The sequence below is a fragment of the Streptomyces sp. NPDC002092 genome (genome assembly GCF_053593775.1).
On the sequence record NZ_JBSFDG010000002.1, the window covers coordinates 568,331 to 590,939 of the forward strand.

The 22,609-nt window shown below is 68.1% G+C and carries 19 protein-coding genes; 10 read left to right on the plus strand and 9 right to left on the minus strand.

Annotated elements, in window-relative coordinates:
* Positions 1-1,182 precede the first annotated feature (1,182 nt).
* Positions 1,183-3,096, minus strand: coding sequence for a chromosomal replication initiator protein DnaA (dnaA, locus tag ACWCRD_RS06715; RefSeq protein ID WP_450964847.1), 1,914 nt, complete (start codon positions 3,094-3,096; stop codon positions 1,183-1,185).
* 373 nt (positions 3,097-3,469) lie between these two features.
* Between dnaA and rpmH the strand changes: the two genes are divergently transcribed.
* The 9 genes from rpmH to ACWCRD_RS06760 all read left to right on the plus strand — a co-directional run bounded on the left by rpmH (position 3,470) and on the right by ACWCRD_RS06760 (position 10,418).
* The gene (rpmH, locus tag ACWCRD_RS06720) at positions 3,470-3,607 is read left to right on the plus strand and encodes a 50S ribosomal protein L34 (protein ID WP_005482975.1); all 138 of its coding nucleotides are present in this window, start codon (positions 3,470-3,472) and stop codon (positions 3,605-3,607) included.
* Positions 3,608-3,628: 21 nt separating this feature from the next.
* Complete coding sequence (rnpA, locus tag ACWCRD_RS06725; RefSeq protein WP_450964848.1) at positions 3,629-4,000, plus strand: ribonuclease P protein component; 372 nt, start codon at positions 3,629-3,631, stop codon at positions 3,998-4,000.
* Entirely contained in the window at positions 3,997-4,350 is a 354-nt protein-coding gene (yidD, locus tag ACWCRD_RS06730) for a membrane protein insertion efficiency factor YidD (RefSeq protein WP_450964849.1), read from the plus strand. Before rnpA ends, yidD begins: the two co-directional genes overlap by 4 nt.
* A gap of 3 nt (positions 4,351-4,353) precedes the next feature.
* A complete protein-coding gene (yidC, locus tag ACWCRD_RS06735) occupies positions 4,354-5,637 on the plus strand; it encodes a membrane protein insertase YidC (RefSeq protein WP_450964850.1) in 1,284 nt (427 codons plus the stop codon).
* Positions 5,638-5,652: 15 nt separating this feature from the next.
* Positions 5,653-6,165, plus strand: coding sequence for a R3H domain-containing nucleic acid-binding protein (locus ACWCRD_RS06740; RefSeq protein ID WP_266957587.1), 513 nt, complete (start codon positions 5,653-5,655; stop codon positions 6,163-6,165).
* Positions 6,166-6,284: 119 nt separating this feature from the next.
* Positions 6,285-7,001 (plus strand): 16S rRNA (guanine(527)-N(7))-methyltransferase RsmG, encoded by a 717-nt coding sequence (rsmG, locus tag ACWCRD_RS06745; protein WP_115913407.1) that lies wholly within the window; start codon positions 6,285-6,287, stop codon positions 6,999-7,001.
* Positions 7,002-7,302: 301 nt separating this feature from the next.
* Complete coding sequence (locus tag ACWCRD_RS06750) at positions 7,303-8,376, plus strand: ParA family protein (RefSeq protein ID WP_450964953.1); 1,074 nt, start codon at positions 7,303-7,305, stop codon at positions 8,374-8,376.
* Positions 8,373-9,473, plus strand: a complete 1,101-nt coding sequence (locus ACWCRD_RS06755) for a ParB/RepB/Spo0J family partition protein (protein WP_450964851.1) — start codon at positions 8,373-8,375, stop codon at positions 9,471-9,473. Before ACWCRD_RS06750 ends, ACWCRD_RS06755 begins: the two co-directional genes overlap by 4 nt.
* 327 nt (positions 9,474-9,800) lie before the next feature.
* A complete protein-coding gene (locus ACWCRD_RS06760) occupies positions 9,801-10,418 on the plus strand; it encodes a GNAT family N-acetyltransferase (protein WP_450964852.1) in 618 nt (205 codons plus the stop codon).
* A gap of 94 nt (positions 10,419-10,512) precedes the next feature.
* Here ACWCRD_RS06760 and trxA read toward each other — a convergent pair whose 3' ends face one another.
* From trxA to ACWCRD_RS06795, 7 genes are all read right to left on the minus strand, one after another.
* Positions 10,513-10,845 carry a thioredoxin gene (gene trxA / locus ACWCRD_RS06765; protein WP_275779071.1) on the minus strand — a complete coding sequence of 111 codons (333 nt, stop codon included), beginning with the start codon at positions 10,843-10,845 and terminating at the stop codon, positions 10,513-10,515.
* A 41-nt stretch (positions 10,846-10,886) separates the two neighbouring features.
* Complete coding sequence (gene trxB, locus ACWCRD_RS06770; RefSeq protein WP_344403188.1) at positions 10,887-11,855, minus strand: thioredoxin-disulfide reductase; 969 nt, start codon at positions 11,853-11,855, stop codon at positions 10,887-10,889.
* Between the two features lie 168 nt (positions 11,856-12,023).
* Positions 12,024-12,938: an anti-sigma factor family protein gene (locus tag ACWCRD_RS06775; RefSeq protein ID WP_450964853.1), complete on the minus strand. Its 915-nt coding sequence runs from the start codon at positions 12,936-12,938 to the stop codon at positions 12,024-12,026.
* Positions 12,935-13,672 (minus strand): RNA polymerase sigma factor SigM, encoded by a 738-nt coding sequence (gene sigM / locus ACWCRD_RS06780; protein ID WP_450964854.1) that lies wholly within the window; start codon positions 13,670-13,672, stop codon positions 12,935-12,937. Before sigM ends, ACWCRD_RS06775 begins: the two co-directional genes overlap by 4 nt.
* 31 nt (positions 13,673-13,703) lie before the next feature.
* On the minus strand, positions 13,704-15,419 hold the full coding sequence (locus ACWCRD_RS06785) for a serine/threonine protein kinase (protein ID WP_450964855.1): 1,716 nt from the start codon (positions 15,417-15,419) through the stop codon (positions 13,704-13,706).
* 138 nt (positions 15,420-15,557) lie between these two features.
* On the minus strand, positions 15,558-17,831 hold the full coding sequence (gene murJ / locus ACWCRD_RS06790) for a murein biosynthesis integral membrane protein MurJ (RefSeq protein ID WP_450964856.1): 2,274 nt from the start codon (positions 17,829-17,831) through the stop codon (positions 15,558-15,560).
* A 44-nt stretch (positions 17,832-17,875) separates the two neighbouring features.
* A complete protein-coding gene (locus ACWCRD_RS06795) occupies positions 17,876-20,266 on the minus strand; it encodes a DUF6049 family protein (RefSeq protein WP_450964857.1) in 2,391 nt (796 codons plus the stop codon).
* A gap of 259 nt (positions 20,267-20,525) precedes the next feature.
* Between ACWCRD_RS06795 and ACWCRD_RS06800 the strand changes: the two genes are divergently transcribed.
* Positions 20,526-21,968 carry a CCA tRNA nucleotidyltransferase gene (locus ACWCRD_RS06800; RefSeq protein WP_450964858.1) on the plus strand — a complete coding sequence of 481 codons (1,443 nt, stop codon included), beginning with the start codon at positions 20,526-20,528 and terminating at the stop codon, positions 21,966-21,968.
* Between the two features lie 100 nt (positions 21,969-22,068).
* Here the strand turns inward: ACWCRD_RS06800 and ACWCRD_RS06805 are convergent, their stop codons facing one another.
* Complete coding sequence (locus ACWCRD_RS06805) at positions 22,069-22,578, minus strand: LppU/SCO3897 family protein (protein ID WP_450964859.1); 510 nt, start codon at positions 22,576-22,578, stop codon at positions 22,069-22,071.
* Positions 22,579-22,609: the final 31 nt, after the last annotated feature.

Below are 22,609 nucleotides of genomic sequence, written 5' to 3' on the forward strand. Positions count from 1 at the left end.
GTGCCTCTCGGGGTCAAGTCGTGACGAGGGGCAGCCGGGAGCCGGACGGCAAGTTGTGCACAGGACCCCCTTCGAAACGAACTTCTCGCTCTCTCTAGTCGGGAGTAGTAGTAGGGGCTGTGGAAACCGTGGATAACCTCGTTTTCCCAGCTCAGAGGCGAGATTTTGTCCACTGGCCCTGTGGGCGGAGACAGTGGACAACTTTGCAGATCTGTGGAGAACGGAAAGTTCTGCACACCCCGTGCACAGCCTGAGGTGAGTTCTCCCCAGCGCCGTCCCCAGGTTTTCCCCCGTTGCCCACAGCCCAACCCGGCACCCTCGTGTGACGCCTTTCACTCGACGCGGTGATCAGGCGCGTCACGTTGCCGAACAGTGGACAGCGCTGTGGAGAAGGTGGTGTTTGCTGGGGACAAGCAAGCCCAGCCTGTGGGTTGCCGGTGGACAACTTCGTGCACAGCTTGTGGATCATCTCGTCGTCCACAGTCTGTGGAGAGTCTTCATCCACTGTTCCACAGCCACCTGAGCTGCCTTGATGCCGTTTCAACCCCCAGCCTGTGGACGAGGGTTGGGACAACTTCGAAGTCCCCAGGGTGTGGACCCAAGAAAGTGGGCAAATCTGTGGAGGAGGGCCGTAACCCGCCCGGTATTCGAACAGCGGGAGCGGTTGCTCGCGACCCCGACCAGGGCACGCGCCGCGTGAGGCGGCGCGTGCCAGGCTTCTTGTCCGGGTGGCGGTAGCCGGGACCGGCGTTCTCGTGACCCAGGTCGGCCGCCGACCGACTCGACGCCACCGGCAGCCGATGGAGCGTCGGCTGCGCTGACGCTGACCTCACCTCCGCTGCCGCCTCCACCGGAGACTTCCCGCAGCATTTGAGCTTCCACACGACTACGGACTCGGGGACGTCTGACCAGTGGGCTGCTGGAGGAACCCGGCCTCGCTCGCAGCCAAGAAGGCCGCGACGGGCGGGGCTGGCGCGGGGCCTTGAAGGTGACTTCCAAACCCAGGGCGGTCAGGGGCGGAATGGCCAGGGCTGTGGCGAGGTGATCGAGCGCGTCGACCAGTCCCCTCCGCCCCACAGCGGAATCGACCGAAGCCACCCCGGGATGCCGAAAGGCGTCCTGGGGATCTCTCCCCAGGACGCCCTGAACACCCCGAACGCCCCAGAATCGTCGCCCGGGCCGTTACCCGTTCTTGATGCGGTTCGTCAGCTCCGTCACCTGGTTGTAGATCGACCGCCGCTCCGCCATCAGCGCCCGGATCTTCCTGTCGGCGTGCATCACGGTCGTGTGGTCCCGGTTGCCGAACTGCGCCCCGATCTTCGGCAGCGACAGATCCGTCAGCTCCCGGCACAGGTACATGGCGATCTGGCGTGCCGTGACCAGCTGTCGCCCGCGGGAGCTCCCGCACAGGTCCTCGACGGTGAGCCCGAAGTAGTCCGCGGTCGCCGCCATGATCGCTGTCGCGCTGATCTCCGGCGTGGAGTCCTGACCCCCGGGGATCAGATCCTTCAGCACGATCTCGGTCAGTCCGAGATCGACCGGCTGCCGGTTGAGTGACGCGAACGCCGTCACGCGGATCAGCGCGCCCTCCAGTTCGCGGATGTTGCGCGAGATGCGGGAGGCGATGAACTCCAGTACTTCCGGCGGGGCGTTGAGCTGTTCCTGGACCGCCTTCTTGCGCAGGATCGCGATGCGGGTCTCCAGCTCGGGCGGCTGGACGTCGGTGATCAGACCCCACTCGAAACGGTTCCGCAGCCGGTCCTCCAGCGTCACCAGCTGCTTGGGCGGCCGGTCGCTGGAGAGCACGATCTGCTTGTTGGCGTTGTGGAGCGTGTTGAAGGTGTGGAAGAACTCCTCCTGCGTCGACTCCTTGTCCGCGAGGAACTGGATGTCGTCGACGAGCAGGATGTCCATCTCGCGGTAGCGCTTGCGGAAGCTGTCGCCCTTGCCGTCTCGGATGGAGTTGATGAACTCGTTGGTGAACTCCTCCGAGCTCACATATCGCACGCGCGTGCCGGGGTAGAGGCTGCGCGCGTAGTGCCCGATGGCGTGCAGCAGGTGCGTCTTGCCGAGCCCCGATTCCCCGTAGATGAACAGGGGGTTGTACGCCTTTGCCGGTGCCTCGGCGACGGCGACCGCGGCGGCGTGCGCGAAGCGGTTCGAGGCGCCGATGACGAACGTGTCGAAGAGGTACTTCGGGTTCAGGCGGGCGGTGGGCTCGCCGGGGCCGGTGGCCGGCGCGGGCTTCGCGGCCAGGGGGCCGGGGGCGCCGCTGGAGGCGGGCAGCGAGGAGCCGACCGGGCCGCCGCGATGGACGCGCCCGGAGCCGGACGGCTGGTCGGGCAGCTCACGGCGGGCGTTGCGCTGGTCGTAGTCCGGGCGGGCCTGGTCGTAGTCGGAGCGGGGCTGGTCGTAGTCGGGCCGCTGCGCGTCGTACGGCGGGCGCTCCATCGACTGCGGGCGGTAGTCCTGGGAGGGCGGGGCGTACGAGTCCTGGGCAGGAGGGCCGTAGGAGTCCTGGGGCGGCGATGCGTAGGGGTCCCGCTCGGGGAAGCCGAGGCGCTGCTGCTGCCAGCTGTACTCGTCCTGCGAGGGGCGCGGCCAGGCGCCGGGCTCGGGGCGCTGGTACTCCGAGGGGTAGGCCGGGCGGGCGGTGGGGAGCTGGTCGCCCGGGTCGCCGGGGAGTTGCTCGGGGCGGTTGGCCCGGTGGTCGTCGGCGCGGTGGCGGCCGTAGCCGTCGTACTGCCCGGAGGGGAGCTCGGGCTCCTCGTAGCGCGGCTGGGGGCGGGCGGAGGGTGCCGGCGGGGCGGGGGGTTCGCCCGCGGAGTCGTCGACGGTGATCGCGATACGGATCGGGCGGCCGCACTCGCGGCTGAGGGTTTCGCTGACGACGGGGGCGAGGCGGCCTTCGAGCACGCCCTTGGCGAACTCGTTGGGTACGGCGAGCAGGGCGGTGTCGGCGACCAGCGCGAGCGGCTGGCAGCGCCGGATCCAGTGCTCGTCCTTTGTCTCTACGCCCTGCCCTCGAGCGTCGCCGAGAAGTTGTTCCAATACTCGTGGCCACACTGCGGCAAGATCGGCAGGTACGTCAGCCACAGGGCACGCTCTCTCACGGGTCCCACGAACGTGTGATTGTGGGACGGGTCGGGATTCAAATGGGGTGGGGCAGGTACAAGGGAACGAATCGGAGTTCAGCCACGGTAGTCAGGGCGACGGGTGCGGTTCAAGTTGTTGTCCCCAGGCTGTGGATAGTGTCTCCCAGTGACCGCTGGTTTGACCGGATGGCGTAGCCCCGCGTACCGTAACCAGGTCGAGTTGTCGATGGCTGCTGCCGCCTGCCTCCGATGGGCACAGATCACTTGGGTGATCGGGAAGCGGTGCAATCGGGCGTGACTGCGAGCTACTCGTGGGCGCACGGTGACAGCCAGGACGGCACCCGCCACCACCGATTGATTTCTGGAGCCCCCGAGTGAGCAAGCGCACCTTCCAGCCGAACAACCGTCGTCGCGCCAAGACCCACGGCTTCCGCCTGCGGATGCGTACCCGTGCCGGCCGCGCGATTCTGGCGAACCGCCGCAGCAAGGGTCGCGCCAGCCTGTCCGCCTGATCCCGGTCAGGTCATGCCGTCGTGCTGCCCACCGAGAACCGGCTGAGGCGGCGCGAGGACTTCGCGACCGCGGTACGACGAGGGCGCCGGGCCGGACGCCCGTCCCTCGTCGTCCATCTTCGTAGCGGTGCCACGGACCCGCACGCGCCTGGGGAGAGCGCTCCCCCGACGCGTGCGGGTTTCGTCGTGAGCAAAGCCGTGGGTGGTGCGGTGGTACGCAACAAGGTCAAGCGCAGACTGCGCCACCTGATGCGTGACCGAGTCTCCCTGTTGCCCCCCGGTAGCCTGGTAGTCGTACGAGCGCTGCCCGGTGCGGGCGACGCCGACCATGCACAACTGGCCCGAGACCTGGATGCCGCCATCGAGCGGCTGCTGGGAGGGGGCGCGCGATGAAGTACCCGCTGCTGGCTCTGATCAAGCTGTACCAGTGGACGATCAGTCCGCTGCTCGGGCCGGTGTGCAAGTACTACCCGTCGTGTTCCCACTACGGCTACACGGCCATCGACCGGCATGGTGCGATCAAGGGCACTGCGCTGACCGCGTGGCGCATCCTGCGGTGCAATCCGTGGTCGCTGGGCGGTGTGGATCATGTGCCGCCGCGCAAGCGTCCGCGGTGGCACGAAATGCTGCGTGGCGCCTGGCGTGCACGCAAGGGCGGGCCCTCCGCCGGCGAACCGGCCACTGAGGAGAAACTTCCTTCGAGCCCGGCCGCAGAGACCTCGTCCCATGCCCAAGGAGCATGATTAGTGGACACGATTGCCAGCCTCTTCAGTTTCATCACAACACCCGTTTCCTGGGTCATCGTCCAGTTCCACACGGTGTACGGGAAGATCTTCGGCCCCGACACCGGATGGGCCTGGGGCCTGTCGATCGTGTCCCTGGTGATCCTGATCCGCATCTGCTTGATCCCGCTCTTCGTGAAGCAGATCAAGGCGACCCGGGCGATGCAGACGCTGCAGCCCGAGATGAAGAAGATCCAGGAGCGCTACAAGAGCGACAAGCAGCGCCAGTCCGAAGAGATGATGAAGCTGTACAAGGAGACGGGTACCAACCCGCTCTCCTCGTGCCTTCCCATCCTGGCGCAGTCCCCGTTCTTCTTCGCCCTGTACCACGTGCTCAACGGCATCGCGTCGAACAAGACCATCGGCGTAATCGACCAGGGCCTGTTGCAGAGTGCGCAGAAGGCGCACATCTTCGGCGCCCCGCTGGCCGCTAAGTTCTTCAGCAGCGAGAGCCAGATCACCGCGCTCGGCGCCTCGCAGACCAACGTCCGCGTCGTGACCGCGATCATGATCGTGCTGATGTCGGCGTCGCAGTTCTACACGCAGCGCCAGCTGATGACGAAGAACGTCGACACCACGGTGAAGACGCCGTTCATGCAGCAGCAGAAGATGCTGATGTACGTCTTCCCGGTCATGTTCGCCGTCTTCGGTGTGAACTTCCCGGTCGGTGTCCTCGTCTACTGGCTGACCACCAACGTGTGGACCATGGGCCAGCAGATGTACGTCATCCACAACAACCCGACCCCGGGTTCCAAGGCTCAGGCCGCCTACCTGGAGCGCCTGACCAAGCACGTCACGCAGCACGGCAAGACCCGCAAGCGGAGCGAGAAGACCATCGTCAAGGCGATCGTCGCCAAGGGCCGTGACCGCAACGAGTTCGAGCGCAAGTTCATCAACGCCCTGAACAAGGCGGGTCTCGTTGCCCAGACCGACGGCACCGTGATGAAGAGCGAGAGCGCTGCCATCGCCCAGTCCGAGGACGGGACGGCGACCAGCGGTGGCGCCGCCGTTCCCAAGCGCCAGCAGCCCAAGCGGCAGAGCAAGTCCCAGCGTCAGTCCGGCGCTGCGAAGGCGGCCGGTGAGTCCGAGCCGAAGACGTCGCTGAGCAAGTCCGACGAGCCGGAGGACGCCAAGCCCTCCGCCGCTGCTAAGAAGACCGAGCCGAAGCCCGGCGGCGGTACCCGCAGCAAGGCCCAGTCCGGGCAGCGCAAGGGCCCGCAGCGCCCCAAGTCCCCGTCCAAGAAGTAAGAAGGAGCCCATCCCGTGACGGAAGGCACCACCTCCGCCGCTGCCGAGGGTGCAGACACCCTTACCCGCCTGGAGCAGGAGGGCGAGATCGCGGCGGACTACCTCGAGGGTCTGCTGGACATTGCCGATCTCGACGGCGACATCGACATGGACGTCGAGGCCGACCGCGCCGCTGTCTCGATCATCAGCGACGCGGGCAGCCGAGACCTGCAGAAGCTGGTCGGCCGTGACGGTGAGGTGCTTGAGGCGCTGCAGGAGCTCACGCGCCTGGCCGTGCACCGGGAGACCGGGGACCGCAGCCGGCTGATGCTGGACATCGGCGGCTACCGTGCAAAGAAGCGCGCCGAGCTTTCCGAGCTGGGTGCGAAGGCGGCCGCCGAGGTCAGGAGCACCGGCGAGCCCGTGAAGATGAAGCCGATGACGCCGTTCGAGCGCAAGGTCGTGCACGACGCCGTCAAGGCCGCGGGCCTGCGCAGCGAGTCCGAGGGCGAGGAGCCGCAGCGCTTCGTCGTTGTGCTCCCGGCCTGATCGGTCCGTACGTTCCTCCGGCCCCGTCTGTAGCGCAGGCGGGGCCGAGCTTTGTCAGCCTGATAGTTCTGGTGGTCTCGGCGCTCGGTGCGCTGATGCGGTACGGAAGGACGGTCCCCGTGACGGAGGCAGTAGAGCTTCCCCCTGCGCCCGAGCAGGCGCGCGCGGTGTTCGGCGATCGCTTCGCGGACGCGGTCCGCTATGCGGAGCTGCTCGCTGAGGCGGGTGTGCAGCGCGGTCTGATCGGCCCGCGCGAGGTGCCTCGTCTGTGGGAGCGGCATCTGCTGAACTGCGCGGTGCTCTCCGAGGTCGTGCCTGAGGGCGTGACGGTCTGCGATGTCGGCTCGGGTGCCGGCCTGCCGGGCATTCCCCTGGCGCTGGTCCGTGAGGACCTGAAGATCACGCTGCTGGAACCGCTGCTGCGGCGTACGAACTTTCTCACCGAGGTCGTTGAGTTGCTCGGGCTGGACCATGTGACGGTCGTCCGCGGCCGTGCCGAGGAGGTCATGGGCAAGGTGCCGTCGGTGCATGTGGTGACGGCGCGGGCCGTGGCTCCGCTGGACCGGCTGGCCACGTGGGGCATTCCGTTGCTGCGGCCGTACGGGGAGATGCTTGCGCTGAAGGGCGACACCGCTGAGGAGGAGCTCAAGAGCGCGGCCACGGCGCTCAGCAAGCTGGGTGCGGTGGAGACGTCCATCCTGCATGTGGGTGAAGGGGTGGTGGACCCTCCGTCCACGGTCGTGCGGGTCGAGGTCGGGGAGAGCCCCGGCGGTGTCCGCTTCGCCGCGAAGAAGGCCAAGGCCGCACGGGCGGGGCGGGCACGTCGGCGCCGCTGATCCGGCCTGACGACGAGACGTACTCCACACAAGCTGCCAAACCTACGCACGCCGGAGTGTCGCGACAGTTCGGCGTCCGCTGCTGTGCATCGTGTTTCACGTGAAACGTCGCTCACTGCTCCACGGCATCATCAGCCGCGGCCGCGCCGCTGCCGAACCCCGCGACCGTAAGCCTCTCGGTTCACTCGGAGAGGCACCCGTATCCGACGACATCAGCTCCCCCGTGAGGGGGGCCGAGTTGTCCACAGAGGTGGATTTCTCCACAGAACAACAGGCCTCACTGGTTCACGACCCCGAAGACATGGGAGGCTCTGTTCATTGCGAGCCTGAAGTCGAGGAGAGTGAATCCTTGCGGTCCGACGCCAACATCGCGGGACCGATGACCGATCCGGTCCCCGGTCCCCGTACCGAGTCGATGGGGGAGGATGTTTCACGTGAAACACCGCCTCCGATGGACGACACTCCGATCGGTCGTGCTGCCCAACTGGCGGTGGAAGCTCTGGGTCGCGCAGGCGAGGGCCTGCCACGGCCCGAGCAGACACGCGTCATGGTGGTCGCCAACCAGAAGGGCGGTGTCGGCAAGACGACGACCACCGTCAATCTTGCCGCCTCCCTGGCCCTGCACGGCGGCCGCGTCCTGGTGATCGACCTCGACCCTCAGGGCAACGCATCCACTGCGCTGGGGATCGACCATCACGCCGAAGTCCCGTCCATCTATGACGTCCTGGTCGAAAGCAAGCCCCTCGCAGAGGTCGTCCAGCCGGTTCCCGATGTCGAGGGTCTCTTCTGTGCCCCCGCCACGATCGATCTCGCCGGTGCGGAGATCGAGCTGGTGTCCCTGGTGGCACGGGAGAGCCGACTGCAGCGAGCCATCCAGGCCTATGAGCAGCCGCTGGACTACATCCTGATTGACTGTCCCCCTTCGCTCGGCCTGTTGACGGTCAACGCGCTGGTGGCCGGTGCGGAGGTCCTCATCCCCATCCAGTGCGAGTACTACGCGCTGGAGGGGCTGGGCCAGCTGTTGCGCAACGTCGACCTGGTGCGGGGGCACCTCAACCCCACGCTGCATGTGTCGACGATCCTGCTCACCATGTACGACGGCCGGACGCGCCTCGCGTCCCAGGTCGCGGACGAGGTGCGCAGCCACTTCGGTGACGAGGTGCTGCGGACGAGCATCCCCCGCTCGGTCCGTATCTCCGAGGCGCCGAGTTATGGGCAGACGGTGCTGACCTACGATCCGGGATCGAGCGGTGCCCTGTCTTATCTTGAGGCGGCACGAGAAATCGCGCTGAAGGGTGTGGGTGTGTCCTACGACGCGCCGCATGCCCATATCGGCGCCCAGAGTGATCGAAGCATGGTGGAGGGGATTCAGTGAGCGAGCGACGGAGGGGTTTGGGCCGTGGTCTCGGCGCGCTGATCCCTGCTGCCCCGACGGAGAAGACGCCGGCTCCGGCCGCGATGGGGGGCGCAGGTTCTGCGTCGCCGTCGGCGGTCCCGGTGCTGACCACTGACCGGGGCGTGGCCGCGGCGAAGGTGACAACGCTGCCGCCTGTTTCACATGAAACGGAGGAGCTGTCGCTGAACGGCGTCGCGGAGGCGCCCGCGTCTCCTGTGGGCGCCCACTTCGCGGAGCTTCCTCTCGATGCGATCACGCCGAACCCGCGCCAGCCGCGTGAGGTCTTCGACGAGGACGCGCTGCAGGAACTCGTCACCTCCATCAAGGAGGTGGGTCTCCTCCAGCCGGTTGTCGTACGGCAATTGGGTCCCGCCCGCTACGAGCTCATCATGGGCGAGCGCCGCTGGCGGGCCTGCCGTGAGGCCGGCCTGGACGCGATCCCGGCGATCGTGCGGGCCACGGAGGACGAGAAGCTCCTCCTGGATGCCCTGCTGGAGAACCTGCACCGGGCCCAGCTGAACCCGTTGGAAGAGGCTGCTGCCTACGACCAGCTTCTGAAGGACTTCAACTGCACGCACGACCAGCTGGCCGACCGGATCGGTCGGTCCCGTCCCCAGGTCTCCAACACGCTGCGGCTGCTGAAGCTCTCGCCGGCGGTTCAGCGCCGGGTGGCTGCCGGGGTCCTGTCCGCCGGTCATGCGCGGGCGCTGCTCTCCGTCGAGGACTCGGAGGAGCAGGACCGGCTGGCTCACCGGATCGTGGCCGAGGGACTGTCCGTGCGAGCCGTCGAGGAGATCGTGACCTTGATGGGGTCGCGGCCGCAGACGGCCCAGCGGTCCAAGGGTCCTCGGGCCGGCGCGCGAGTCTCTCCGGCGCTGACCGACCTCGCGTCCCGTCTCTCGGACCGTTTCGAGACACGCGTGAAGGTCGACCTGGGGCAGAAGAAGGGCAAGATCACCGTCGAGTTCGCCTCCATGGAGGACCTCGAGCGGATCCTCAGCAGCCTTGCTCCCGGCGAGGGACCGGTCCTGCAGAAGAGCCTCCTGGAGGACGATTCCGAGGATCTCGAGGCCTAGACAACTGTGGTCGACGGGCGGTTTCGCTCGCTGGGCCGAAAGAGTGGGCCGTGTCCGGTGTGTACCGGAACACGGCCCGCTCTTTGCTTTCAGGCAGTATCGATGGAATCGCTTCGTGGATACGATGCGTTCGGATATGGCGCATCCACCTGGCAGTACCTCTGAGAGGGAGACAGGGGCCATGCGAACGATGACCCGCACCGAACTGGTGAGCGCAGGTCTCGGACTGGGCGCGGTCGGCGGCTTCGTCGGCAGCCTGCTGAGGGAACGGAGCGCTCTGACAGCCGCCCGCGACGCTGCGGGCGAAGGAAGCGAGGAACAGGCTTCATGGGGCGTCGGCTCGTACCGCTCACGCTGGACAACCTTCAGGACCTTCCCAACCGCTGTCGCGCGTGTGTCTTCTGGGAGTTGGACCCAGTCAGCGGTGAGGCCGCGGTAAAAGCGGGCACGTCCGCCCTGGAGAAGGAGGCGTGGATTTCCGCGGTCCTGCTGGACTGGGGGTCCTGCGGCCGGGTCGTCTACGTCGACGATGTACCGGTGGGCTTCGTCCTGTACGCCCCTTCGGCCTACGTTCCGCGCTCCACGGCCTTCCCCACGAGTCCCGTTTCGTCCGACGCAGTGCAGCTGATGACCGCGTTCATCATGCCGGGCTATCAGGGGCAGGGACTGGGGCGGGTCATAGTCCAGACGGTCGCCAAGGATCTACTGCGGCGGGGCTTCAAGGCAATCGAGGCGTTCGGGGACGCACGGTGGAAGGAGCCCGCGTGCGTCCTGCCGGCCGACCATCTTCTGGCCGTGGGCTTCAAGACGGTCCGCCCTCACCCGACTTACCCGCGTCTGAGGCTGGAGCTGCGGACGACGTTGTCCTGGAAGGAAGACGTGGAGATGGCGCTCGACCGGCTGCTGGGAGCTGTGCAGAAGGAGCCGGTGCTGAGGCCGCTGTGAAGGGCGTCCGGACAAGCGAATGGGCCGACCCTTCCGGGTTGGCCCATTCGTGTTTCACGTGAAACATCCACCGCCGACTCGACGGCTTTGCCGACTACTCGGCGATGAAGTCCTCGAGGTCGCGGACGATCGCGGCCTTCGGCTTCGCACCGACGATGGTCTTGGCGACCTCGCCAGCCTGGTAGACGTTCAGCGTCGGGATGGACATGACGCCGTACTTGGCGGCCGTACCCGGGTTCTCATCGATGTTGAGCTTGACGACCTCGATCTTGTCGCCGTACTCGGCGGCAATCGCCTCGAGGGACGGTGCGATCTGGCGGCACGGTCCGCACCAGGCGGCCCAGAAGTCCACCAGTACGGGCTTGTCGCTCTTGAGGACGTCCTGCTCGAAGGAGTCGTCGGTCACATTCTTCAGGGTGCCGGCCACGGCGGGCTCCTTAACTGGTTGGTGCGTGGGGCGGATGGAGGTCAGACAGAGGTCTTCTCGGGCTCGGCCTGCTCCTCGTCCGCAAGGGCGGCGAGGAAGCGCTCGGCGTCGAGCGCGGCGGAGCAGCCGGTACCGGCGGCGGTGATCGCCTGGCGGTAGGTGTGGTCGACCACGTCACCGGCGGCAAAGACACCGGTCAGGTTGGTGCGGGTGGAAGGAGCGGCGACCTTGAGGTAGCCCTCCTCGTCGAGGTCGAGCTGGCCCTTGAAGAGTTCGGTGCGCGGGTCGTGGCCGATCGCGATGAACAGGCCGGTGACTGCCAGGTCCGAGAGCTCGCCGGTCTTGATGTTGCGCAGCTTCAGACCCGAGAGCTTCTGCTCGCCCTGGACTTCGGCGACTTCGCTGTCCCATACGAACTTGACCTTCGGGTCGGCGAAGGCGCGCTCCTGCATCGCCTTGGAAGCGCGCAGGGTGTCCCGGCGGTGGACGATCGTCACGGACTTGGCGAAGCGGGAGAGGAAGGTCGCCTCCTCCATCGCGGTGTCGCCGCCGCCGATCACGGCGATGTCCTGGTCCTTGAAGAAGAAGCCGTCACAGGTGGCACACCAGGAGACACCGCGGCCGGAGAGGGCGTCCTCGTTCGGCAGGCCGAGCTTGCGGTGCTGGGAGCCGGTGGTGACGATGACGGCCTTTGCCCTGTGCACGGTGCCGGCGGTGTCGGTGACGGTCTTGATCTCCCCGGTCAGGTCGACGGAGACGACGTCGTCCGGGACGAGCTCGGCACCGAAGCGTTCGGCCTGGGCGCGCATGTTGTCCATGAGCTCGGGGCCCATGATGCCGTCCCGGAAGCCGGGGAAGTTCTCCACGTCGGTGGTGTTCATCAGCGCGCCACCGGCGGTGACAGCGCCCTCGAACACGAGCGGCTTCAGCGACGCGCGCGCGGTGTAGAGCGCCGCCGTGTAGCCGGCGGGCCCGGAGCCGATGATGATCACGTTACGGACGTCGCTCACGGCTTGTTTCCTCGTCTCTGGACTGCGTCGTCGGACCGGGGGAGCCTCTCTCGGAGCTCTCACCCCACCCAACGGATCCTAAGGGGCGCGCATTCCCGCTGTGTCCGGGCACACGAAGACGCGACACCGTACGGGATACCACGCATGACGGAGACGAAGCTTGTGCGTTCAGGGACGGGTGTAGGAGTGCGTCAGGAGAACCTTCGCCTTGGCGGCGGACGCATGACTCACACAGCTCGCGTCCACGATGTATGCGGTGACCTTGTTGCCGGCGGAGGCGTCGGACATGACCACGAGCAGGACGTCCGTTCCCTTGTAGGTCCCTTCCTTCGCCGCGAGCGCCGGGTCGGTGCGCCCGATGCCGTTACGGACGCAGTCCGGGACCGTGGGCTCCTTGAAGATCTTGGGCTGGTTGCTCCCGCCCTCCACGCCAAGACTGTGCGGAGCATGGGAGCTGCTGCCCGAACCCTGGCTCTTGAGGAGACCGGTGACCTGGGCCTCCAGCTTGGCCTCCGAGAACGTGTCCGCGGTGGTGGGCTTCTGGCCCTGGGCGGAAGCGGGCGGTTTCCCGTCGTTCAGCGATGTCAGCAGGACCGAACCGAAGCCCAGTGCGGCGACTGTGAAAACGGTGCCCAGGATGGCGATCCTGCGGCGGCCGCCCCGGTTGCGCTGCTTGCGACCCGGCCCGGTGGTGGAGGCACGGGAATGCCCCGCAGGACGGTCTGCCGTTGCCGATGTTTCACGTGAAACACGCGCGCTGTCACCGGCGTCGTCCGCGACACGGGACGCACCGACGACCGCCGGGGCGTCCGTGACAGCGGGGGCCGTCGCGTTGAGCAGTGCCTCGGCCGCGAGAGCGGCATCGATCCGGCCTGCGACATCGGCGGGCATGCGGGTCGGACCCGGCACCGAACCGAGTAGTCCTCGGATCTCCTCCAGCGACACGTAGACGTCCGCGCACAGCTCGCACTCGTCCAGGTGCCGTCGTACGTCGGCAGTCCGGGACGGCGGAAGCAGACCCTCGGTGAGGTCGGAGATTTCGGCGACGTCCGGGTGTCCGGCCATATCCGTCGTGGATGTCACGCTCGCCCACCTCCGCCCTTCACAGCAGCTGAATCGCTTGGCCCTGTATCCGGCCCTCTGTGGCGTGGACCGGCAGTCGGCGGTCCCGCTGCCGGTGGGACGGATGTCCCCTGGGTCCGGTTCCGCCCCTCGCCCTGTTCGTTGGGGCCACCGGCGTTTTCCGGCCGGAGATGGGTGAGGAGCGGCAGAAGTCTGGCTCTGCCTCGGGCGCAGCGGCTCTTCACCGTGCCGGTGGGGACCTCGAGCACGCGGGCGGCTTCGGCGACGGGGTATCCCTGCATGTCCACCAGGACGAGGGCGGCGCGCTGGTCGGGCGGCAAGGTGCCGAGTGCCTCCAGCAGCTGCCGGTGCAGATCATTGCGCTCTGCGGGAGCCGATGCCTCCTCGTGCGGCTCCAGCAGTTGCTCCAGCCGCTCGGTGTCGTCGACCGGGGAGGTCTTGCGTGAGGCGGCCTTGCGGGCGCGGTCGAGGCAGGCGTTCACCGTGATCCGGTGCAGCCACGTCGTGACGGCCGACTGCCCCCGGAAGGTGTGGGCGGCCCGGTAGGCGGACACCAGGGCGTCCTGAACGGCGTCAGCGGCCTCCTCCCGGTCCCCCAGCGTCCGCAGGGCCACGGCCCACAGCCGGTCACGATGACGCCGCACAAGCTCGCCGAAGGCGTCGGGGTCGCCCTCTACATGGCAGGCCAGGAGGTCCTGATCGCTTGCGTCGCCGTATGCGGTGTCATCTGCCATCGGACCCCCTCCCCTGGGATGCGGTGAGCTTTCAGCTGTTGAACTTCACGTCAGTGATGGCCTGCTTGTAACCGGCGGTGCTGTAGTCATCCTGTGGCGCATCCGGCACGTCCGTGATCCACAGCAACACGTACTGGGTCTTCACCTTCTTGGAGGCTCTCACCGTGAGAGAGGTGCCCCTGGTGGTCGCGGTTCCGATCTCCTCCATGCCGTCGACCGATGTCGAAGGGGACAGCGAGTCGGTGGCGTACAAGTGGACCGTCGTGTGGTTGCCGCTGTACCGGAGCCCTATCGTCGCTTCCGAGATCGCCTGGGCCGAGCTCAGCTCGTAGATGATTCCCACGCCGGGCTTGTAGGGCGCGAGCTTGGGCCCGTCGTTGTAGCGCTTGGTCCGCCAGTAGGTCGAGCTACTGCCGTCGTACGTCTTCTTGACGTCCGCGGGTGCCTGGAGGGAACCCTCGACCGAGTACTCCTGGGCGTTTTCGATCGTGATCTGCTTGGTTGGCTTGTGGTTGCCGCTGTTCTTGTCGCCGCCGTCCGTCGTCTGCGTCTTGTTGGTGTCGTCGGACTTGTTGCTGTCCATGAGCGCATCGGCGAGTTGCCAGCTGCCCAGGCCCAGGGCCGCGATCAGGAGAGCCGAGACGGCCCACTTCAGGGCCTTGCCGGTGCGGCTCTGGAGCGGGGCCGGAGGCGTCGGCACCGGCTGGGTGGCGCCGGGGTGCGGTGCGGGGCGGCCATACGTGCCCTGCTGGTACGTGGTGCGCTGATACTCCGGCGGCGCGGTGAACGCGGGCTCCGGCGGGCGGATGCGGGGCATATCGCCGATCGCCTTCACCAGTTCCTCCGGCGTGGTGCACGGGGATTCGTGGCGGGAGGCGGTCGCCCCGTCGTTGGCGAGTGCGCGCATGGCCAGCTCGGACAGGCCGCGGTGGACACCGGCCCGCACCTGGTCGGGTGCGATCAGACCGACGTCCTTGGGCAGCCCCGCCAGACCGTACGCGTCGTTCTCGTACGGCCAGCGCTGGGTGAGCCCCGCGTACAGGAGCGCGCCGACGGACTCCGTGTCGGTGCGCTGCGGGGTGTCCGAACTGATGCCGCGCAGCGCGGCGTTCACGGCGAGGCCGCGGATGCGCCACTGGCCGCTGGAGGTACGCAGCACGGCGTTGGGGTTCAGCCGCAGATGGGCCAGGCCCTCGCGGTGGGCTGCCGCCATCGCGGAGGCGATCTGACTGACCATCTGGTAGGCGTCGTGCGGCTCCAGCGGACCGGAGGCGAGCAGGGTGGTCAGCTCGGCGGCGTCGGGCAGCCACTCGTGGACGACGTAGACGAGGTCGTTCTCCTCGACCGCGTCCAGCACCTGGACAAAGCGAGGGTCACCGAGCAGCGCCGAGGAGCGGGCCGCGGCCAGCACCGAACGTGCCCGTGAATGGTCCGCGGGCAGGATGTGGACGCCGACGGCCCGGCGAAGCTTCTCGTCCACGGCACGCCAACTGCTGAATCCGTCCAGACGGGTGACGCACTCCTCGAGCCGGTACCGTCTGGCGAGCTTGTGGCCGCTGTGCAGCTCGGGTGGTGAGGCCTTCCCGGGACCTTCTGTCCCGCCACTCCCCTGTGCCTCGTCGATCTCCGTGTCCCGCTCCCGGTTCTGGGCCACCCCGTCGGCCGTGGACTGGTCCGCCTCTGCGGTCAGCGGTTGGTCGCCGCTGGTGTCTGCCACGTCGACGGCAGCCGTGCTCCGTTCCGCCACCGTCGTTCCTGCCTCCCCATTCAATGCGCGCCGGCCAACACCCGTGCGCGCTGTCCGACGCCGAAACCAATTGTGCCCACAGTCCGCCGCTATGCACGACACACGGTGGCGGACGATGGTTGTGCGCGTACCCCCGCGTCAGCGCCCCAGACGCCCGCGGACCATGCCGACCAGTGAGTTCAGCTCCTCGATGCGCATCTTCCGGGCGGCCAGGAAGAAGATCCCGAGCAGCACCGCGCCGCCCGCCACCAGGGCCGCGAGGGATCCGACGACGCCCTGGCCGAGCGTGTGGCCGATCTCGTAGCAGGCGGCGCCGCTGAGGGCCGCTGCGGGCACCGAGGCGATGCAGAGCCTGGCGTACGTGCGCAGGACGCGGGCGCCGTCCAGGTCGCCGCCGAGCCGCTTGCGCAGCCGGTTCCAGGCGACGCCGACGCCGATCGCGTAGGCGAGGCCGTACGAGGCGGCCATGCCGGCCACGGCCCAGCGGGGCGGCAGGGCGACGTAACACAGCGCGGAGGCACCTGCGTTGACCGCGGCCACGATGACCGTGTTGTAGAAGGGGGTCCGGGTGTCCTCGTAGGCGTAGAACGCGCGCAGGACGACGTACTGCACGGAGTACGGGATCAGGCCGAGGGCGAACGCCATCAGCATGAAGCCCATGTTGGTGGCCTCGCTGACCCCGGAGGAGCCGAAGATCAGCGTGCACATCGGGATGCCGAGGGCGAGGAAGCCGAAGGCGATCGGCACGATGGCGACGGCCGTGGTGCGCAGGCCCTGGGAGATGTCGTCGCGGACGGCGCCGCTGTCGTCCTCCGCCGCCGAGCGCGAGATGCGCGGCAGCAGTGCGGCCATCAGGGAGACGGTGATGATGGCCTGCGGCAGGCCCCAGATCAGCTGGGCGTTGGCGTAGGCGGCGAAGCCGGTGCCGTCGACGGGTGAGGCCTTGCCGGCCGAGGTGGACAGCTGGGAGACGACGATCGCGCCGGCCTGGTTGGCGAGGACGAACAGGACGGTCCACTTGGCGAGTGTCACGGCCTTGCCGAGGCCGTGGCCCCTCCAGTCGAACCGCAGCCGCAGCCGGAACCCGGTCTCGTGCAGGTACGGGATCATCGCCAGCGCCTGGACGACGAGGCCGAGCAGCACGCCGATGCCGAGGAGCCGCTGGCCCTCCGGCGGGATGGTGGTGACCTTCATCCCGGAGTCGGCCGCTGTGCCGTACACCCACATGAACATGCCGAGCGTCACGATGATGACGATGTTGTTCAGGACCGGCGTCCACATCATGGCGCCGAACTTCCCGCGGGCGTTGAGGATCTGACCCATCACCACATGGACGCCCATGAAGAAGATCGAGGGCAGGAAGTAGCGGACGAAGGTGACGCCCACCTCGTTGGCCGCCGGGTCGCTGGCCACCGAGTCCGACAGCAGGCGGATCAGGAGCGGCGCGCCGAGGACAGCGAGGACAGTGAGGGCACCCAGCGCCACCATGACCAGGGTCAGCAGACGGTTGGCGTAGGCCTCGCCGCCGTCCTCGTCCTCCTTCATGGCCCGCACGAGCTGTGGCACGAACACCGAGTTGAGGCCGCCGCCGACGGTCAGGATGTAGATCATCGTGGGCAGCTGGTAGGCGACCTGGAAGGTGTCACCGAGCAGACCGACACCCAGCGCCGAGACGATCAGTGCGGAGCGGATGAAGCCGGTGAGGCGGGAGACCATCGTGCCCGCGGCCATCACGGCGCTCGACTTGAGCAGGCCCCCGCCCTTCTTCGCCGGGGCCACAGGAGCTGCCGGGGGCACCGGAGCCGCGGGCGGCGTGGTGCCGAGGTTCATGGTCTGGTCGGTCGCGGGCGTGGGCGCCGCCGGAGCCTGGTACTGCGGGGGCGGGGAGGACGCACCCGGCGCGGCCGCCGGGCCGGGCACGGACGGGGGATCCGAAGGGGGGTATCCGCCGTTCTGCTGGTCCCGGAAGAGATGCGCGAAGGCGTCCGGCTCGTGACGCTCCTCGCCCGCCCGGGTGACCAGGTCGTCGACGCCCACATACTGCGTCGTACGGGGATCGTCGCCGTACGGCAGGTACTGGCTCGGGCCGTCCGGCTCCGGCGCCGGTGTCTGGGCCCAGACACGGGAGTCGGGGGCGTACGGGGACTGAGGTGGCTGGGAGTACAGCGGTTGCTGCGGCTGGTAGGTACCCGGGGGCGGCGGGGGATGCGCGGCACGGTCGTAGAGGGCCTCGGCGACCGGGTCCTGCGCGGAGAGGTCCTGTTCCCGGTAGGGGTCCTGGTCGTAGGCGTCCTGGAGGTACATGTCCGCGGGGGGCTGCGGCGGTACCTGGCCGTGCTCGGGCAGCGGGCCCTCGGGGGGGCCCGAGCTGCCCGCGGCCTGGCCGCGGTCACCGTCGTACGGCGCGTTCATGGTTACCCCACCTCATCGTCCCGGGCCCACCGGCCACGACATCCTCAACGGTCCACTCTCTCACCCGTGCCGGACGGGTCGGTGCTTTCCGGTGCGGTGTCCGGTGTCGGGTCACTCGGCTGCTCAGGGTCGTCTGCCCGGGCGTCGGTGCCGGACTCCTCCTTGAGACGGCCTTCGGGGCCGTCGGGGTTCTCCGGCCCCTCGGCGGGTTCGCCGGCCTCGTCGGGACCGCCCTCCTCGGCCTCACGGGCGGCCGCGCGCTTGCGCTGCGTGTACATCCGGAAGCCGGCGAGGACGAGCAGGAGGAAGCCGCCGCCGATGACCAGCATCACGGTGGCCGTGAACTCGGTGACCTTGACGTCGAAGGTGACGGCGTGGCCGTATTCCTGGCCGTCCTCCGTGTACAGCTGGGCGACCACCGTGGCCTGGCCGTTGGCCTTGGCCGTCGTGGTGAACTTCACCGTCTGGCTGTGCCCGCCGGAGACCGTGACTGCCTGCTCCTGGTAGGCATGGCCGCCGATCTGGAGGCGGGTGGGGCTCGTCGAGGTGAGGCGCAGCGTCAGGTGCTGGACACCCTGTACCAGATTGTTCTGGACGGTCACGGGGATGGTGGCGCTGCGTCCGGAGAGCTTGGTGTCGGACTTGTCGATCAGCTTGACCTGGCCGGTCAGATCGGTGAGGTGGCTGTCGACGTCGTTGCGGAAGCTCGCCGCGGCGGCCGCGCTGCCCCGCCAGGACGTGGACATCCCGCGGTTCATGGCGCGCCCGAAGGGGGTCACCACGCGGGATTCGTCGCTGAGGATCACCTTGAAGTTGTCGAGTTCGTCCTGTGTGGTCGCGATCTCCTCGAAGGCCGAGCGCGGCAGCTCCTGCTTGCGCAGCGAGGACGGATACGCGGACGTCGACGGCACCGTCGTCGTGGCACCCGGGTCCGGCTTGGCCTTGGCGGCCGATGTGAGCTTCTGGACCTCGGACCAGTTGCCGTCCTGGAGGGCCGACAGCGCGTCGGCCATGGCCTGGGCCTGGTGGGTCGTGGGCATGCGCTGCGGAGCGACGACGATGCTGCGCTGCTGGTTCGTCTGCAGGTTGAGCGCCAGGCTCTGGGCAAGGAACTGCTGCACGGCGAGGGTGCTGTCAGAGGCCGACGTGAGGTCTCCTTCGAACGCCTCCGACAGGCGGGCGTCCGCGACCACCGCCGTGGTGCCGCCGCCGATCGGGCGTGCTGCGGAGGGGGTGTAGGACAGGCCGCCGGTCTCCTGGAGGCTGTCGCTGCGCGCGATGACCTGGTCGGCGCCGGCGGAGGTGGCGACCTTCACGATCGACGGATCGACGGCGCCGTCCACGGGCCAGGCGAAGTCCGTGGTCGGTTTCACATGAAGGATCGGCTCCACCGTGTTGGCGACGACGTCGGTGGCCTCCTTGAGGTGGCTCAGAGAACCGGTCACGCTCGTGCCGTTGTGGGCGAGTGAGGCGAGGTCCGGGTCGGCGAAGGGGAGCGCGACGACCTCCTTGTCGGCCACCGCCTTCTGCAGCTCGGCGAGCCACTGCTTGGCGACCGCCTGGTGCGTGCCCGCCGTGGTGGTGTTGCCGGCGGCCCGGACCCGATAGCTGCGGGTCATCGCATCGACCGAGGCCAGCAGATCCGGGTCGATCACCCACGTGACGTCGAGGCTCTCGCCCAAGGACAGCATCTCGTCCAGGCGGCCGCCCGGAGAGATCTCCTTGGCGAGATCGTCATTGAGGAAGACCGGTGTCTGCTGCTCGTTCGATCCCGTCTCCGCCGTCATGTGGACGGTGGACACAAGCGGCCACAGAAAGGTCGTCTTCGTCTTGGTGCCGGCCTCGTCGGGCTGCCAGGGCAGGAGGGTCCGCTGGATTCCGAGGACCTGGTCCCACGGCTGTGCGGCAGTCTGGCCGGACAGCGAGACGGCGAACTGGTAGACCCCGTCGTCACCGAGGTTCAGCTTGTCGACCGGCACGGAGATGCTGAAGGGTTCGGCGACGCCCGGAGTGAGCTGGGAGAACTTCTCGACGTACTTGCCGCCGATCTCCGAGCCGGTCGCGCCCTGGAGGCTGCCACTGTCCTGGGCGACGTCCGCCACGGCCGAGCGCGTGTTCAGCTCAGGGCCCACGCGCAGTCCCACATGGGCGCCGGTGACCGCCTGCTTGCCGTTGTTGGTCACGGTGCCTGACACGGTCAGGGTGTCCCCGTCCGTGGGGACCTCGGGGCTGAGGGAGTCGAGGGCGACGGCCACCGAACCCGAACCTGAGGCGTCCTGCGCGGCGGTCTGACCAGCCGCGTTCGCGGAAGCCGCGGCGGGCAGCTGGAGGAGACCGGCCAGCAGAGGCGCTCCTGCGAGCAGTGCTCCGGTGCGCCGCAGCCACCGGCGGGCAGGTGAGGGATTCGTCCCCTGGAAGTCTGCCGCCTCGGCCACGCGCTCGTCCGTCCCTCGTCGTCGTCAGTGGTCGTCGGAATGTGCGTCCACGCATGGTAACGATGCGCGCTGAGGGGAAGTGCCGCGGACTGCCGCACAAGATCGGGAGCCAGGGCCGACCTGTCCTTTATCTGCATGTATAGAGAGAAGCGCGACCTGTACGCCGCAAGAGCAGTGCTTGTGCGCGTATCTCCTGAGGTGTCCGTGGAGGTTTAATGGAGGCGCTTGCGGTCGCCCGGGCCACGTACCCTCTTCTGTTGTGCCGAACGCCAACGAAGCCAATCTCAGCGCCCCGAGCCAGGAGCCGCACCGCGTGCCGAGTGAACCGCTGCGGGTGGATCCTGTCGCCGACGACCTCGCCCGCCGTTTCCAGAAGGCCGGGTTCTCGCTCGCCCTGGTCGGCGGCTCGGTCAGGGACGCGCTGCTGGGCCGGCTCGGCAACGACCTCGACTTCACGACCGACGCCCGCCCCGAGGACGTCCTCAAGATCGTCCGCCCGTGGGCGGATGCAGTGTGGGAGGTGGGCATCGCCTTCGGTACCGTCGGGGCGCAGAAGGACGGCTTCCAGATCGAGGTGACGACCTACAGGTCGGAGGCCTACGACCGGACGTCGCGCAAGCCCGAGGTGTCGTACGGAGACTCCATCGACGAAGACCTCGTCCGGCGCGACTTCACCGTCAACGCGATGGCCCTCGCGCTTCCGGAGAAGAAGTTCATCGACCCGCACGGCGGACGGGACGACCTCGCTGCACGGGTCCTGCGCACCCCCGGGACTCCTGAGGCGTCCTTCTCCGATGATCCGCTGCGGATGATGCGGGCCGCGCGCTTCGCCGCGCAGCTCGACTTCGAAGTGGCCCCTGAGGTCGTGACGGCCATGAAGGAGATGGCCGGCCGCGTCGAGATCGTCTCGGCCGAGCGGGTACGGGACGAGCTGAACAAGCTGATTCTGTCCGCGAACCCGCGCGAGGGCCTGACGCTGCTGGTCGAGACCGGTCTCGCGGACCATGTGCTGCCTGAGCTGCCGGCCCTGCGGCTGGAGCGTGACGAGCACCATCGGCACAAGGACGTCTACGAGCACACGCTGATCGTCCTGGAACAGGCGATCGCGCTGGAGGAGAACGGGCCGGACCTGACTCTCCGCCTGTCCGCGCTGTTGCACGACATCGGCAAGCCGCGCACCCGCCGCTTCGAGCAGGACGGCCGGGTCTCGTTCCACCACCACGAGGTGGTCGGTGCGAAGATGACCAAGAAGCGTATGACGGCTCTCAAGTACTCCAACGAGCTGGTGAAGGACGTCTCGCGTCTGGTCGAACTCCACCTGCGTTTCCATGGCTACGGCACCGGAGAGTGGACGGACTCGGCGGTCCGCCGCTACGTCCGTGACGCGGGTCCTCTCCTCGACCGCCTCCACAAGCTGACCCGCTCGGACTGCACGACGCGGAACAAGCGCAAGGCGGCGGCGCTGTCGCGGGCGTACGACGGTCTGGAGGAGCGCATCGCTCAGCTCCAGGAGCAGGAGGAACTGGACGCGATCCGTCCCGACCTCGACGGCAACCAGATCATGGAGATCCTGGGAATCGGCCCGGGGCCGGCCATCGGCCAGGCGTACAAGTTCCTGCTGGAGCTGCGGCTGGAGAACGGGCCGATGGAGCATGGTGTGGCGGTTGCGGCGCTCATGGAATGGTGGGCTGAGCGCAGCTGAGGCTGTGAAACGGGGTCATGTTTCACGTGAAACATGACCCCGGATGCGCGGTGGGGCGGTGTTTCACGTGAAACACCGCCCCACGCGTATGGGTAAGCCCTTAGTTGGCGGAGTACGGGGTGAGGCAGAGGGTCAAGTCACTCCTGCCGGTCTCCGTGTACTGGGCGTACTTGGTGCGGTCGCAGCCGGAGTCGTCGCTCTTCTTCTGGGCGACCTTGTACTTGGCCTCCGAGCTGCTGCAGTCCACGACCTTCAGGCCCGGGTCGGTGGTGCTCTCCGGGTTGCTGATGCTCATGCAGTCGCCGACCTTGGCGGTGTCGGGGTCGTGACGGCTCGCGAACCAGCCGACTCCCGCGGCTATGAGAGCGGCGATGACGACCCCAACGCGCAGGTACTGCTTGACGCCCCGCTTCGGCCGCTGCGGCGGAACCGGCGCATACGGCATCGCCCCCGGCAGCGGGAACCCGGGCTGACCCGGCTGCTGCGGGTAGCTGCCCTGGGGCGGATACGGCGCGGAGCCCTGCGGCGGGTACGGTGCCTGGTCCTGGGGCTGGCCGTAGGGCTGCTGGCCCTGTGCGAACGGGTTCTGGCCCTGGGGCGGAGTGGTCACTTGTGGGTCCCCCTGAAGAGTTGGTGAGCGG

What these genes read in the sequence shown, in the direction of transcription:
- sigM (WP_450964854.1), bottom strand. Translation starts at nt 13,672, where the DNA reads ATGGCAGATGACACCGCATACGGCGACGCAAGCGATCAGGACCTCCTG.
- ACWCRD_RS06760 (WP_450964852.1), top strand. Translation starts at nt 9,801, where the DNA reads ATGGGGCGTCGGCTCGTACCGCTCACGCTGGACAACCTTCAGGACCTT.
- ACWCRD_RS06750 (WP_450964953.1), top strand. Translation starts at nt 7,303, where the DNA reads ATGGGAGGCTCTGTTCATTGCGAGCCTGAAGTCGAGGAGAGTGAATCC.
- murJ (WP_450964856.1), bottom strand. Translation starts at nt 17,831, where the DNA reads ATGAACGCGCCGTACGACGGTGACCGCGGCCAGGCCGCGGGCAGCTCG.
- yidD (WP_450964849.1), top strand. Translation starts at nt 3,997, where the DNA reads ATGAAGTACCCGCTGCTGGCTCTGATCAAGCTGTACCAGTGGACGATC.